A 13,193-nucleotide genomic window follows, 5' to 3' on the forward strand; every position below is an offset into this window, starting at 1 on the left:
TCGCTCTACAACCGCGCGATGGACAGGATGACGATGGACGAGCGCCGTTCGATCGATGCGATCGATCAGGCGGCAATGCTGGCGGAGGTGGAACAATGGGTCGCGGTGAACAGCGGCACGCGCAATGTCGCGGGGCTGAACACGGTGGCAGACATGCTGGCGGACAGTTTCGCCGCGTTGCCGGGGGAGGTGTCACTGATAGATCCCGATCCGGTCGAGACGGTCGAGCCTGATGGCACTATCCGCGCGATCGAGCATGGGCGGCACCTGCTGGTTCAGGTCCGACGGCAAGCTCCGGTGCGGATGCTGTTCACTGGTCATATGGACACGGTGTACGGCGAAACCCACGCGTTTCAGGCGATGCGCTATACCGATCCGAATACGCTGAACGGCCCCGGCGCGGCGGATATGAAGGGGGGCCTGTCGGTCATGCTGGCGGCGTTGCAGGCGGTCGAGGCGGGCGGGATCGGCGATCGCTTCGGCTATGACGTAATGATCAATTCGGACGAGGAAACCGGCAGCTTTTCCTCCGCACGACTGATCGACCGCGTGGCGCGGGGCAAGGTCGCGGCCTTTACCTATGAGCCTGCCCTGCCCGACGGCACGCTGGCGGGGGCACGCGGCGGCACGGGCAATTTCTCGATCATCGTGACCGGGCGCAGTGCCCATGCCGGCCGCAACCCGGAAGAGGGACGCAACGCCATCGTCGCCGCCGCCGACATCGCGCTTCGGCTGAACGCGGTGCGCGGGCCGCGACTGGCGGTGAATCCGGCGCGGATCGATGGCGGCGGGCCGAACAATGTCGTGCCCGACCATGCCGTGCTGCGCGTCAACTTCCGGCCGCACGGGCTGGACGAAATCGAGCGTGCCCGGTCGCAGATCGACGCGACGGTGGCGATGGTCGCCGCGCAGCATGACGTGACGGTCGCGGTCCATGGCAGCTTCAACCGCCCGCCCAAGCCGATCGATGCGGGCGCGGCGAAGCTGTTCGCGCTGGTGCAGCAGGCCGGGGCCGACCTGTCGATCCCGATCGCGTGGCGCGACACCGGCGGGGTGTGCGACGGCAACAACATCGCCGCAGCCGGCGTGCCGGTGATCGACACGATGGGCGTGCGCGGCGGCGCGATCCATTCGCCGCAAGAATATATGATCGTCGACAGCCTGGCCGAACGTGCCCGGCTGTCGGCGCTGAGCATTGCCCGCATCGTGGCACAGGGGGGATTGTGACGTTTCGAATCCGTGCGGCGCGCGAAAGCGACCTTAAATATCTCTATGAAATGGCGAAGCTGACCGGCGGCGGCTTCACCAACCTGCCCCCCGACCGCAACGCGCTGATGTCCCGGCTGGAGCGCAGCGCCGTCGCCTTCAGCCATGAAGAGGACGCGCCCCGCGACGAAGTGTTCGTGCTGGTGCTGGAGAATATCGACACCGGCGAGGTGCGTGGCACCTGCCAGATCTTCACCAAGGTCGGGCAGCGCTGGCCCTTCTATTCGTACCGCGTGGCGACGCTGACCAAGCATAGCGAGGCGCTGGGCCGTACCTTCCGCGCCGACATCCTCAATCTGGTCAACGATCTGGAGGGGTCGAGCGAGGTCGGCGGGCTGTTCCTGCATCCGGGCGAACGCGCCGGGGGACTGGGACTATTGCTCGCCCGGTCGCGCTATCTGTTCATCGCGCGGCATCGTGGGCGCTTTGCCGACCGGGTGCTGGCGGAACTGCGCGGGATCATCGACGAAGCGGGCGGATCGCCCTTCTGGGACGGGGTCGCCGGGCGCTTCTTCGGCATGACGTTCCAGGATGCCGACCAGTTCAATGCGATCCATGGCAACCAGTTCATCGCCGACCTGATGCCGCGCCATCCGGTCTATATCGCGATGCTGCCCGAGGCGGCGCGCGGCGTCATCGGCCTGCCGCACCCGACCGGACGCGCGGCGATGCGGATGCTGGAGAATGAAGGCTTTGCCTATGAGAATTACGTCGACATCTTCGACGGCGGCCCAACCATGACCGCGCGCACCGACCAGATCGCGACGATCCGCGACCGGCGCGAACGGCAGGTGGTGGCGATCGGCGAAGGCGGCACCCCGTCGTTGCTGGCGACCGGACGGTTGGGCGATTTCCGCGCGTGCCTGGGCGATGCGACGGTGCGGGACGACGGGATCGTAATCGATGCCGAAGCCGCCCGGGCGCTGGACGTCGCCGTCGGCGACACGGTGTCGCAGGTGGCGCGATGAGCGTGCGCGAGATCAATTTCGACGGGATCATCGGTCCCAGCCATAATTATGCCGGGCTGAGCCACGGCAACCTTGCGGCGACCCGCAATGCGGGTGAGACGTCGCGTCCGCGCGCGGCGGCGTTGCAGGGGATCGCCAAGATGCGGGCGAACCTTGCGCTGGGGTTGACCCAGGGCATCCTGCTGCCGCATCCGCGCCCGGACCGGGAATGGCTGGCCAAGCTTGCCACCGACTATGCCGCTGCCGCGCCCCATTTGAAGGCACAGGCGCTGTCGGCATCGGCGATGTGGGCGGCGAACGCCGCTACCGTCTCCCCGGCCAGCGATTGCAGCGACGGCCGGTGCCACCTGACCGTCGCGAACCTGGTGACGATGCCGCATCGCAGCCATGAATGGCCCGCGACGCTGGCCCAGTTGCGCACCGCCTTTGCCGGCGACGCTTTCGTCGTCCATGGTCCGGTACCGGCACCGTTCGGTGACGAGGGCGCGGCGAACCATATGCGCCTCTGCGAGACGCATGACGTGTCGGGGATCGAAGTGTTCGTCTATGGGGTCGGCGGCGGCCCCTTCCCGGCGCGACAGCATGTCGAGGCGAGCGCAGCGATCGCGCGAGCGCATCGGTTGGACCCGGCACGGACATTGATGGTGCGGCAATCGGACGCGGCGATCGCGGCGGGTGCATTCCATAACGACGTGGTGGCGGTCGCCAACGAGCGTGTGCTGTTCGCGCATGAACAGGCGTTCGAGGATCGCGACGGCTTCTTCGCAGATTTGCGTCGGGCGATGCCCTCGGTGGAGATCGTCGAGGTGCCGGCCGAGCGGGTGAGCCTGGCCGATGCGATCACATCCTATCTGTTCAACGCGCAACTGGTGACGCTGCCCGATGGCGGCGGCATGGCGTTGATCCTGCCGGGCGAGGCGCGCGAGAATGATCGCGTCTGGGGCTGGTTACAGGAGATGGTGGCCGGCAACGGCCCGATCCGCCGGCTGGAGGTGGTCGATGTGCGCGAATCGATGGCCAATGGCGGCGGCCCCGCCTGCCTGCGCCTGCGCGTCGTCGCCGATCCGGCCACGATCGATCCGCGGTTCCTGGTCGGTGCTGCGAAGCTCGACCGGATCGCGGCGGTGGTCGAGGCACATTGGCCCGAACGGATCGCGCCTGCCGATATCGGCGATCCGGCGCTGATCGAACGGATCGAAGCGGCGCGACGCGCGCTGCTGGAATCGCTCGACCTTGTCGGGTTAATTGACAGTTAACCATGTGCCGGGCAGCAGAATCGGCAGAAAACCGCCAATGGTACGCATTTTGCGTATTTTGCGTACATGCTGACCCGGCTGAAAAACCTGTTCACGATCAAGTCGAAGTTCGAGGCGTTCCTCGTCATCTATGGCCTGGGCGTCGGCGCGGTCGAGCGCGGCTTTCATTACATGGCGCAATATCCGGGGATCGGCGGCAAGCTGCTGTTCGCGGTGTGCCCGATCGCGGTGTTCATGGCCGGCACCCGCATCCTCGACTCCATCGACGCGGAGCGCGAGGAGCGCTAGGCGGGCGTCATGCCACGCGAAATTACCGCCTATTCGAACCCGATGGTAAAGTCCGCCCGCAACCTGCGGGAGAAGCGCCATCGCCGTGACCAGCGCCGCTTCCTCGCCGAAGGGTTGCGCATCCTGACCGAGGCGCGCGAGGCAGGGTGGCTGCCCGCCGAACTATATTTCGCGAGCGGCGAGCAGCATCCTTTGCTGGAAACCTTGATCGAGGAAACCGAGGCATCGGGCGGCATCGCCATTTCGACTACGGTCGACATCCTGTCGAAGCTGTCGGGCAAGGACAATCCGGGGTCGGTCGTCGGCGTCTATGACGAATTCTCGACCGAACTGTCGGGTATCGACCGGCGCAATGCGTCGCTGTGGCTGGTGGCCGAACGGCTGCGCGATCCGGGCAATCTCGGCACCATCCTGCGCACGGCGGATGCGACCGGTGCCGGCGGGCTGATCCTGATCGACGAGTGCGTCGACCCGTTTTCCGTGGAAGCGGTGCGGGCGAGCATGGGGGCGATCTTTACCGTCGCCGTCGCGCGAGCGGATTGGGCGACGTTTAAGGACTGGCTGCGCAGCGGGCCCGGGGCGCTGGTGGGGCTCAGCCTCGATACCGAGCAGGATTATCGTGCGGCGAGCTATCCCGACCCGACATTCCTGCTCACCGGGAACGAGGCGCAGGGGATGCCCGACCATATGGCCGCCGAATGCGACCTGCTGGTCAAGATTCCGATGCTGGGCAAGGCCGACAGCCTGAACGCGGCGGTGGCGACGGCGGTGATGGCGTACACGGTACTGGGACAACACCGCCCCTGAACCTTTGGCGCAGCGAAGGATTGAGCGGGGATGACCCGACCGACCTTCGCCGCCCTCCCCGCCGCCGACCTCGGTGCGCTGAAACGTCCCAATATCGTCCTGTTCGGCGCGAGCGAGGCGACGCCCTATGACGATGGCGAACCGAGCCATTCGGCAGATGCGCCCGCGGCAATCCGCGCCGCGTCGCGAGGGTTCGCGCGGCAATTGTCGCAGATCGATTTCGACCTGGGCTTCACCCCCTTTCCCGATCCGCAGGACGCGCGCGGGGTGGTCGATATTGGCGATGTCGATACGCGGCCGGAGGATGCAGCAGGCAATCGCGAACGGATCGAGGCGACGACGCGGGCGGTGCTGGCGGCGGGTGCGGTGCCGATATTGCTGGGCGGCGACGATTCGGTGCCGATCCCGTTCGCGTCCGGCTTTGCCGGTCGCGGGCCGCTGACCGTCGTACAGATCGACGCCCATGTCGATTGGGGTGACGATATCCGAGGCGAGAAGCTGGGCTATGGGTCGCCGATGCGGCGGCTGGCGGAGATGCCGCACGTGACGGCGATGGTACAGGTCGGTGTCCGGGGCCTTGGCAGCGGGGGCGCGTGGCAGATCGACGACGCGCGCGACTGGGGCAGTCGGATCGTCACCGCCTACGACCTGATCCGGGGCGGGATCGATGCCGCGATCGATCAGGTGCCGGCGGGCGGGCGCTATCTGGTGTCGATCGATTGCGACGGGATCGACCCGGCGGTGTTCCCGGCAGTCGCCATGCCGACGCCCGGCGGCCTGCGGTACGAGGAGGTCGTGCTGCTGCTGACCGCGCTGGCGGAGAAGGGGAAGATCGCCGGGCTGGTGCTGGCGGAATATGTCCCGGAACGTGACGATCCGCATCGGCTATGCGCGACGATCGCGGCGCGAATCGTCGCGATGACGATGGGGCTGGTTTTGGGGGATAACGGCAAGACGCCGCCACGGCCAGCCTGAGCCGTAGTATCGCCACTCCGTACCCCGGCAAAGGCCGGGGTCCAGTTGCGGCGTCCGCTGCAATTACGGCGCGAGCGTTTCCCAACTGGGCCCCGGCCTTCGCCGGGGTACGTCCAGCGTTCGTGGCAATGGTTGGCAGTCGATCGATGAGCTGAGCCGGCAAGCGCCGCTACTCCGCCGCCGCGCCTTCCGTGTCTGCCCGCTCCTCCACCGCGTCCTCCGCCTGCGCGATAGCGACGGCCAGCTTGGTCAGCGGGCGCGGGGATTGTTCAACGACCGGTAGCGGATCGATACTCTTGCCGGCGGTATCGATGTTGAGCGTTTCGAAGCGCTTGGCCGACGTCATCACCTGCGATTCGAGGCTGCCGACGAACGCGTTGTAGGCGGTGTTGGCGCCCTCGAGGTTCTTGCCGAGCTTCGCGACATGGTCACCCATCTTGGCAAGGCGGGCATGGAGTTCGCGACCCAGCTGGCCGATCTGGCGCGCTTCGCCGGCCAGCTTTTCCTGCCGCCATACCGCCGCGACGGTGCGGGCAATGGCAATCAGGTTGGTCGGCGTCGCGATAAGCACGCGGCGGTCGAACGCATAGTCCCACAGCGCCGGGTCATGCTCCAGTGCGGCGGCGAGGAAATGTTCGCCCGGCACGAACATCACGACATAGTCGGGCGTGTCCTCGAACTGCGACTGGTAGCTCTTGGCACCGAGCGCGTTCACATGGTTCTTCATCGACGCGACGTGCGCGGTCATGAAGCCGGCGCGCTCCACTTCATCCACCGCGCCATGTGCGTCCTGATAGGCGTTGAGCGACACCTTGGCATCGATGACCAGGCTCTTTCCGCCGGGTACCTTCACGATGGCATCGGGACGTAGACGCCCGTCGCCATGGTCGACCGACACCTCCATCTGGAAATCGGTATGTTCGGCAAGGCCGCAGGTTTCCAGCACGTTGCGCAGCTGCTGTTCGCCCCAGCGGCCCCGCGCCTTGGGCGCGGAACGCAGCGCGTTGACAAGCTTCGCCGCCTCGCTCTTCACCGATTCCTGGCCGATGCGCATCGCGTCCATCAGGCCCTTTAGCGTGCCATAGCCTTCCTGCCGTTCGCCCTCGACCTTGGTAATGCTGGCTTCGTAGCGCTTCAGCGTCGCCTCGACCGGGGCCAGCAGCGCCTTGAGCTTCATCTCGTTGGTGTCGCCGGCCTGGGCGAAACGTTCCTGCGCGCGTTGCAGGAACTGCTTCTGCGCCCCTTCCAGCATGACATGCGCGGTTTCGCGGAACTGCGCAGCCATCGCTTCGCGCGCGTCCTTGAACTCTGCCAGCCGCTCCTCGAACGCCGCCGCATTGGCCTTGAGTGCCGCATGATCGAGCAGCAGCGCATCGCGGTCGCCGCGTATTTCGGCGAGTTCCTCGCGCAGCGCCGGGACTTCCCTGGCACGTTCGGTCGCGAGTGCGAGGTCGGCGATCGCCTGCTTGAAATCATCCTCGCGCTTGTCGCGTTCCTCGCGCAGCGACTGGACCTGCCGGGTGCCCATCAGCCAGCCGATCGCAAGCCCCGCGAGCAGGACGGCGGCGACGATAACGATGACAAGCGGGTCCATGCGATACTCCGGGAGGAACGGAGAGGGAACCTACCCCCGCCCCGCCCACCGGACAAGGCGAACGCGGTTCGGTTCGTCGCGTTGGAGTGGCACATATCCTTCTTCGCCACCCCAGTCTGCGCTGGCGTGGCGGTTGTGGTGAAGGATGGCCTGTACGACCGACCTTACGCCGCCTTGCGCGCCTTGTTCAGCTTCTTGATGACCATGTCGCGCTTCAACCGGGAGAGATGGTCGATGAACAGCACGCCGTTCAGATGGTCCATCTCGTGCTGGAGGCAGGTCGCCATCAGCCCGTCGAGCCATTCGTCATGGCTGTCGCCATTTTCATCGAGCCACGTCACGCGGCAGCGCGCCGGGCGGACGACATCGGCATATTGTTCGGGGATCGACAGGCAGCCTTCCTGATAGGTCGACAGCTCTTCCGACACTTCCTCGATCACCGGATTGACGAAGGCGTGCGGTGCCTTGACCGGCTTGCCTTCCTCATCCTCCTCGTCCTGCAGATCGATGACCAGCACGCGCTTCGGCACGGCGACCTGGATCGCCGCCAGGCCGATGCCCGGTGCGTCGTACATCGTCTCGAACATGTCGGCGATGAGGGTCTTTACCTCGTCCGTCACGCCCTCGACGGGTTCGGACACGAGGCGGAGGCGGGGATCGGGGATCTCGATGATCGGAAGAATGGCCATAGCGGCTAGCTAGGTAGCATATTTTCGCCGGTCAAGCGACGGGGCGTCGCGCGCGCAGTGCCTGTGCCAGCGTGCCTTCGTCGAGATAGTCGAGTTCACCGCCGACCGGCAGGCCGTGGGCCAACTGGGTCAGGCGGACGGGATATTTCTCGATCCGCTCGGCGATGTAGTGCGCGGTCGTCTGCCCCTCCAGCGTGGCGTTCATCGCGAGGACCACTTCGTCGATCCCGCCCGCCGCGACGCGGCCGATCAACGAATCGATGGCGAGGTCGTCCGGGCGGACACCTTCCAGCGCCGACAGCCGCCCGCCCAGCACATGAAAGCGGCCGGGGAACAGCCGGGCGCGGTCGAGCGCCCACAAATCCGCCACCTCCTCCACCACGCAGAGCGAGCGGTCGTCGCGACGCGGATCGGTGCAGATGCCGCACGGATCGGTCGTGTCGACATTGCCGCAGGTCGAGCAGGTCGCCAGATTCCGCGCCACCCGGTCGAGCGCGATCAGCAACGGGTCGAGCGCCGTCTCCCGCTTCTTGACGAGATGCAGCACCGCCCTCCGCGCCGAACGGGGGCCGAGACCGGGAAGGCGGGAAAGCGCCTGGGTCAGCGCGTCGATTTCGGGAGATGCCATCACTGCCCAAGATAGGGGGTTGCGCGGGTCGACGCCACGGTGTCGAGAGGGATCATGCGGATCATCTTCATGGGCACGCCCGAATTTGCGGTGCCAATCCTTCAGGCGCTGGTCGATGCGGGGCATCAGGTCATCGCGTGCTACAGCCAGCCGCCGCGTCGCGCCGGGCGTGGCAAGGCGCTGACCCCCTCCCCGGTCCACAAGCTGGCCGAATCGCTGGGGATCGAGGTGCGCGTTCCTGAAACGTTGCGCGATCCTTCGGTGCAGGCGGACTTTGCCGCGCTGAACGCGGATGTAGCCGTCGTTGCCGCCTATGGCCTCTTGCTGCCGCGTGCGGTGCTCGATGCCCCGCGACTGGGGTGCCTGAACGTCCATGGATCACTGCTGCCGCGCTGGCGGGGGGCCGCGCCGATCCAGCGGGCGATCCTCGCCGGGGACACGGAAACCGGCGTCGGCATCATGCAGATGGCGGCGGGAATGGATACCGGACCGGTGCGGCTCGAGGCGCGAACGCCGATCGCGGAGAAGACCGCGGGCGAGTTGGCGACCGAACTGAGCGCGATGGGCGCGCGGCTGATGCTGGAGGTGCTGGCCGATTCCGACGCCTATCCCCCTGTCGAACAGGTGAGCGCGGGCGTGACCCATGCCGCCAAGATCGACAAGGCGGAGGCACGGTTGCGCTTCGACGGGAGCGCGGTCGATGCCGAGCGGCAGGTGCGCGCGTTCAACCCGGCTCCGGGGGCTTTTTTCGAGGTGAATGGCGAGCGGATCAAGGTGCTGGCAGCGCAAGTGGACGTCGGTCCGGCCGGTGCGGAACCGGGAACGGTAGTCGGCGACGCGCTGGAGATCGCCTGTGCGGACGGGGTGATCGTGCCGGTTCAGGTCCAGCGGGCGGGGCGTGGAGCGACCTCCGCCGCGGAGATGCTGCGCGGCTTCCCGATCCCGAAGGGCACGCACATCGCATGACCCGCTTCGCCCTGACCGTCGAATATGACGGTCGCCCGTTCGTCGGCTGGCAACGCCAGTCGGAGGGCACCAGCGTCCAGGGAGCGATCGAACGCGCGCTGTTCGAGGTGACGGGGGAGCAGGCCGCGGTCCATGCCGCCGGACGCACCGACGCCGGTGTCCATGCGACGGGAATGCGGGCGCATGTCGATGTGGCGAAGGCGATCGCGCCGTTCCGGCTGATGGAGGCGCTCAATGCGCGGCTCCGGCCCGATCCGGTCGCGATCCTCGATTGCGACGTCGTGCCGGACGACTGGCACGCGCGCTTTTCGTGTCTCGGCCGCGCCTATGTCTATCGCATCGTATGCCGACGCGCGCCGCTGACCCACGAACTGGGGCTGGCATGGCGCGTGCCGCAGCCGCTCGACGTCGACGCCATGGCGGATGCGGCGGAACGGCTGGTCGGGCGGCATGACTTCACTACCTTTCGCTCGGCGCATTGTCAGGCCGACAGCCCGATGCGGACGCTCGACCGGCTGGCGGTCGAGCGCGACGGCGACCGGATCAACATTCACGCCGCCGCGCGGTCGTTCCTGCATCATCAGGTTCGCTCGATGGTCGGCTGCCTCGCAATCGTCGGACAGGGGAAACGCACGCCCGACGATCTGGCCGCTATCTTGGCGGAGCGCGACCGGGCGGCGCTGTGGCTGAATGCGCCGCCGGACGGGCTGTATTTCGTCGAGGCGACCTATCCGTCGGGATGACGTCGCGCAGCGCTAATCCCGTACCAGCCGGGCAACCAGTTCGACATGCGTCGACCAGCGGAATTGTCCGACCGGCTGGACCCAGTCGATACGGTATCCTGCCTGTACCAGCGTCTTGGCATCGCGCGCGAAGCTACTGGGATTACACGAGACATAGGCGATTACCGGCGCCTGGCTCTCGGCCAGTGCCGCCGCCTGTTCGCGGGCTCCTGCACGGGGCGGGTCGAGGATCACCGCATCGAACCGGTCGAGTTCGGTCGCCGTCAACGGGCGACGGAACAGGTCGCGATGGTCGGCGACGACGGAGCGGCCAGCGCGCGCGGCGGCAAGCTTCAGCGCCATGATCGCTTCACGGCCCGCTTCCCCGGCATAGGTCCGCGTCGTGGCGTCGCGCGACAGGGTGAAGGTGCCGAGACCCGCGAACAGGTCGGCGACGATCGCCGCCCCTGCGACCGCTTCGTCGACCGCCGCGATCAATGCCGCCTCGCCATCGCCGGTCGCCTGCAGGAAGCTGCCCGGCGGGAACGGGACCGGCACGCCGCCCAGCGTTACCGTCACCGGCTCCGGTTCCCAGCGTGCCTCCGCCCCCATGCCGTCGTCGATCGACAGCCGGGCGAGGCGCTGGTCCTGCGCGAAGGTCGTGAGCGCTTCGGCCGCGGCCAGTCCGTCCGCGATCTTGCCGATGATGAGGACGTCGACGCCCTGATCGACCCGCGCCAGATGCACGTCGGCGCGCGAACGGTCCTTGAGCGCGGTCGCCAGCAGCCAGCGCAACGGTGCGACGGCGGCGAAGAGTTCGGGCAACAGGACGTGGCATTCGCGCACATCAACGATGCGGTGGGTACCGCTTTCGGTGAAGCCCAGCGTCACCTGCTTGCCGCGCCGGTCAGCGTGGAGCGTCGCACGACGGCGGGTGTAGGGCGCCGACAGGATCGCCGGGCGGACAACCGCGTCGAGCGACTGCGACGCGAGTGCGCCACGCACCCGGTCGGCGACGAAATCGGACTCACTGGTCAGGTCGAGATGCTGGAGCTGGCACCCCCCACAGGTCGGAAAATGTCGACACGGCGGCTCGGCGTGATGGGGGCCATGCGCCAGCGTGCCGTCGGGCAACAGCCGGTCGCCGGGCGCGGCGAACGGAACGTGGCAGCCATCGACCGTCACGCCTTCCCCCCGCGCCGCGACGCGCACGATCAGGTCGTCGTCGGTCAGCGACATTCGGCGACCGCCTGACCAAGGTGACCGATCAGCGCGTCGGCGACAAAGGCCGGGCCAGCGAGCCGCGCGGCGCGGCCGTGCAGCCACACCGCCTGCGCTGCCGCCGCTTCCCCCGCAGGTCGCAGCCGCGCGGCAAGGATACCGGCCAGCACGTCCCCCGTGCCGGCGGTCGACAGCCACGAAGGCGCATCGGGGGAGACGGCGACGGTGCCGTCGGGAGTAGCAATCACGGTATCGGGGCCTTTATGGACGATGGTGGCGCGCACCTGTAGCGCAGCTTGGGCGGTCCGGTCGATCTTGTTCCCGGTGCCCTGCCCGAACATGCGGTCGAACTCGCCGCTATGCGGCGTGAGGAAGGTAGGCGCATCACGGGCGACGATGCGATCGACGCCGGCAGGCCCCAACAGCGAAATCGCATCGCCATCGATTACCAGCGGCGCGTCGGAGGCAAGCGCGGCGTCGATCCATTGCGCAGCCCTGTCGTCGCGACCCAGCCCCGGCCCGACCAGGACCGCCGCCAAACGTTCATCGGCCAGCAGCGTGTCGAGATCGCCGGCCGGACGGCGCACCAGCGCATCGGGAGCACCGCAATCGGTATCGTCGCCGGCCAGCACGACATAGCCTGCGCCGGCCGATAGCGCGGCACGGGCCGCCAGCCGAGCGGCACCGGGCATCGCGCCGGACAGGACGGCAACTAGGCCCCGACGATATTTATGCGCGTCGCGATCCGGAGCAGTAATCACCGGTCGGGCGATGGTCCGTGGCGCAACGGGCAGCGCGATACCGAGATTGGCGAGCAGGACATGCCCCATGCGCGTCACCTGCGGCCCGGTGACGTGCGCCGGCTTCAACGCGCCTAGTGCGACCGTCACGTCCGCCCGTCCGGCACCGGCAAACGCCTGCCCGGCATCGGCGTCGACCCCGCTGGGCACATCGATGGCGATGACATAGGCGTCGCGTGTCAGCCGCTCCAGTTCTGTCGCAAGGTCGGTCGCGAGTGGCCGGGACAGGCCGATGCCGAACAGGCCGTCGACGACGACTGGGCGTACCGCCGCATCAGCCAGCGACGAGACCTCCCCGGACCACGTGGCCCGTACCCGCTCGGCCGCGCCGGAAGTACGTCCGGGCATCGCAGCGACGCCGACATCGACGCCCCGGCTTCGAAGAAGTCTAGCGCAAACAAAGGCATCGCCACCATTATTGCCAGGTCCCGCGAGCAGCAGCACCGGTCGGCCGAGCGCCAATCGACGTACCTCGCGTGCCACCGCCAGGCCCGCATGTTCCATCAGTGCGTCCTGCGTCACGCCGGACGCAAAGGCGGCTTCCTCTGCCGCTCGCATCTGTGCGGTATTCAGGATCGGCGCGTTCGCCGGGAACAGGGTCATCGAGCAACGGGTCCGACGGTCGCGGGCAGGCGATAGCGGGCGCCACCGATCGCGACCTCGATACGATTGTCGCTGACCACCGTGACCTTCGCCACCTCCGCGCCATCGGCCGCGATCACGCCGCGACCGTCGTTGGCGATGCGCAACCGGTGGAAACCGCCATCGGGCTGACGGACCGTCAGCAGCGCGCCTTCTGTGTCGGCGGTCCGCTCTATCGTGCAGTTCGCGGCAAGCGGTGCAATCGCGTCGGCGGCACATTCGATCCGACCGGCGTCATCGGCAGCGGCGCGTTGCTCCGCTTCGATATTCGCCAGAACGGCTGGGTCGGGTCGCCGCTCGCAGGCCGCCAGCAACAGGATGGCAGCAAGGGCGAGGCGGGAACCGGATATCGTCATGGCGACGGGATAACA

At 67.5% G+C, this 13,193-nt stretch carries 14 protein-coding genes; 8 read left to right on the top strand and 6 right to left on the bottom strand.

Translation table 11 applies throughout. The features are described from left to right. The first annotated feature begins 27 nt into the window (after positions 1-27). From MF609_RS06160 to MF609_RS06185, 6 genes are all read left to right on the top strand, one after another. Positions 28-1,227, top strand: coding sequence for a hydrolase (locus MF609_RS06160; RefSeq protein WP_422920494.1), 1,200 nt, complete (start codon positions 28-30; stop codon positions 1,225-1,227). After that, positions 1,224-2,234: an arginine N-succinyltransferase gene (locus MF609_RS06165; protein ID WP_242415413.1), complete on the top strand. Its 1,011-nt coding sequence runs from the start codon at positions 1,224-1,226 to the stop codon at positions 2,232-2,234. Before MF609_RS06160 ends, MF609_RS06165 begins: the two co-directional genes overlap by 4 nt. Then, the gene (locus MF609_RS06170; protein ID WP_242415414.1) at positions 2,231-3,490 is read left to right on the top strand and encodes an N-succinylarginine dihydrolase; all 1,260 of its coding nucleotides are present in this window, start codon (positions 2,231-2,233) and stop codon (positions 3,488-3,490) included. The genes MF609_RS06165 and MF609_RS06170 overlap by 4 nt, the downstream gene beginning before the upstream one ends. Before the next feature lie 66 nt (positions 3,491-3,556). Continuing rightward, positions 3,557-3,778 (top strand): hypothetical protein, encoded by a 222-nt coding sequence (locus MF609_RS06175; RefSeq protein ID WP_066687157.1) that lies wholly within the window; start codon positions 3,557-3,559, stop codon positions 3,776-3,778. A 9-nt stretch (positions 3,779-3,787) separates the two neighbouring features. Continuing rightward, entirely contained in the window at positions 3,788-4,585 is a 798-nt protein-coding gene (locus MF609_RS06180) for a TrmH family RNA methyltransferase (RefSeq protein ID WP_242415415.1), read from the top strand. A 30-nt stretch (positions 4,586-4,615) separates the two neighbouring features. Beyond that, the gene (locus tag MF609_RS06185; protein WP_242415416.1) at positions 4,616-5,560 is read left to right on the top strand and encodes an arginase family protein; all 945 of its coding nucleotides are present in this window, start codon (positions 4,616-4,618) and stop codon (positions 5,558-5,560) included. A gap of 169 nt (positions 5,561-5,729) precedes the next feature. On the opposite strand, the gene MF609_RS06190 is transcribed toward MF609_RS06185, so the two are convergent. The 3 genes from MF609_RS06190 to recR form a co-directional block, all read right to left on the bottom strand. After that, positions 5,730-7,154 carry a DNA recombination protein RmuC gene (locus tag MF609_RS06190; protein WP_242415417.1) on the bottom strand — a complete coding sequence of 475 codons (1,425 nt, stop codon included), beginning with the start codon at positions 7,152-7,154 and terminating at the stop codon, positions 5,730-5,732. 164 nt (positions 7,155-7,318) lie between these two features. Beyond that, positions 7,319-7,843 (bottom strand): peptide deformylase, encoded by a 525-nt coding sequence (def, locus tag MF609_RS06195; protein ID WP_242415418.1) that lies wholly within the window; start codon positions 7,841-7,843, stop codon positions 7,319-7,321. A gap of 31 nt (positions 7,844-7,874) precedes the next feature. Further along, entirely contained in the window at positions 7,875-8,471 is a 597-nt protein-coding gene (recR, locus tag MF609_RS06200) for a recombination mediator RecR (RefSeq protein WP_242415419.1), read from the bottom strand. Positions 8,472-8,525: 54 nt separating this feature from the next. On the opposite strand from recR, the gene fmt reads away from it, so the two are divergent. After that, the gene (gene fmt / locus MF609_RS06205) at positions 8,526-9,437 is read left to right on the top strand and encodes a methionyl-tRNA formyltransferase (protein WP_242415420.1); all 912 of its coding nucleotides are present in this window, start codon (positions 8,526-8,528) and stop codon (positions 9,435-9,437) included. Then, positions 9,434-10,180, top strand: coding sequence for a tRNA pseudouridine(38-40) synthase TruA (gene truA, locus MF609_RS06210; protein WP_242415421.1), 747 nt, complete (start codon positions 9,434-9,436; stop codon positions 10,178-10,180). The genes fmt and truA overlap by 4 nt, the downstream gene beginning before the upstream one ends. Before the next feature lie 12 nt (positions 10,181-10,192). On the opposite strand, the gene MF609_RS06215 is transcribed toward truA, so the two are convergent. From MF609_RS06215 to MF609_RS06225, 3 genes are read right to left on the bottom strand one after another with little or no spacing between them, the layout of a single operon-like run. Then, positions 10,193-11,398 (bottom strand): class I SAM-dependent RNA methyltransferase, encoded by a 1,206-nt coding sequence (locus tag MF609_RS06215; RefSeq protein WP_242415422.1) that lies wholly within the window; start codon positions 11,396-11,398, stop codon positions 10,193-10,195. After that, positions 11,389-12,783 carry an NAD(P)H-hydrate dehydratase gene (locus tag MF609_RS06220; protein WP_242415423.1) on the bottom strand — a complete coding sequence of 465 codons (1,395 nt, stop codon included), beginning with the start codon at positions 12,781-12,783 and terminating at the stop codon, positions 11,389-11,391. Before MF609_RS06220 ends, MF609_RS06215 begins: the two co-directional genes overlap by 10 nt. Beyond that, the gene (locus tag MF609_RS06225; protein WP_242415424.1) at positions 12,780-13,178 is read right to left on the bottom strand and encodes a hypothetical protein; all 399 of its coding nucleotides are present in this window, start codon (positions 13,176-13,178) and stop codon (positions 12,780-12,782) included. Before MF609_RS06225 ends, MF609_RS06220 begins: the two co-directional genes overlap by 4 nt. Between the last annotated feature and the right edge of the window lie 15 nt (positions 13,179-13,193).

Source organism: Sphingomonas panni, assembly GCF_022664435.1.
Classification (GTDB): domain Bacteria; phylum Pseudomonadota; class Alphaproteobacteria; order Sphingomonadales; family Sphingomonadaceae; genus Sphingomonas; species Sphingomonas panni.

Excerpts from the sequence above, each read along its gene's own strand:
- MF609_RS06160 (WP_422920494.1), top strand. The coding sequence starts at position 28 with ATGACGATGGACGAGCGCCGTTCGATCGATGCGATCGATCAGGCGGCA.
- MF609_RS06170 (WP_242415414.1), top strand. The coding sequence starts at position 2,231 with ATGAGCGTGCGCGAGATCAATTTCGACGGGATCATCGGTCCCAGCCAT.
- MF609_RS06175 (WP_066687157.1), top strand. The coding sequence starts at position 3,557 with ATGCTGACCCGGCTGAAAAACCTGTTCACGATCAAGTCGAAGTTCGAG.
- MF609_RS06180 (WP_242415415.1), top strand. The coding sequence starts at position 3,788 with ATGCCACGCGAAATTACCGCCTATTCGAACCCGATGGTAAAGTCCGCC.
- MF609_RS06185 (WP_242415416.1), top strand. The coding sequence starts at position 4,616 with ATGACCCGACCGACCTTCGCCGCCCTCCCCGCCGCCGACCTCGGTGCG.
- MF609_RS06190 (WP_242415417.1), bottom strand. The coding sequence starts at position 7,154 with ATGGACCCGCTTGTCATCGTTATCGTCGCCGCCGTCCTGCTCGCGGGG.
- def (WP_242415418.1), bottom strand. The coding sequence starts at position 7,843 with ATGGCCATTCTTCCGATCATCGAGATCCCCGATCCCCGCCTCCGCCTC.
- recR (WP_242415419.1), bottom strand. The coding sequence starts at position 8,471 with ATGGCATCTCCCGAAATCGACGCGCTGACCCAGGCGCTTTCCCGCCTT.
- fmt (WP_242415420.1), top strand. The coding sequence starts at position 8,526 with ATGCGGATCATCTTCATGGGCACGCCCGAATTTGCGGTGCCAATCCTT.
- truA (WP_242415421.1), top strand. The coding sequence starts at position 9,434 with ATGACCCGCTTCGCCCTGACCGTCGAATATGACGGTCGCCCGTTCGTC.
- MF609_RS06215 (WP_242415422.1), bottom strand. The coding sequence starts at position 11,398 with ATGTCGCTGACCGACGACGACCTGATCGTGCGCGTCGCGGCGCGGGGG.
- MF609_RS06220 (WP_242415423.1), bottom strand. The coding sequence starts at position 12,783 with ATGACCCTGTTCCCGGCGAACGCGCCGATCCTGAATACCGCACAGATG.
- MF609_RS06225 (WP_242415424.1), bottom strand. The coding sequence starts at position 13,178 with ATGACGATATCCGGTTCCCGCCTCGCCCTTGCTGCCATCCTGTTGCTG.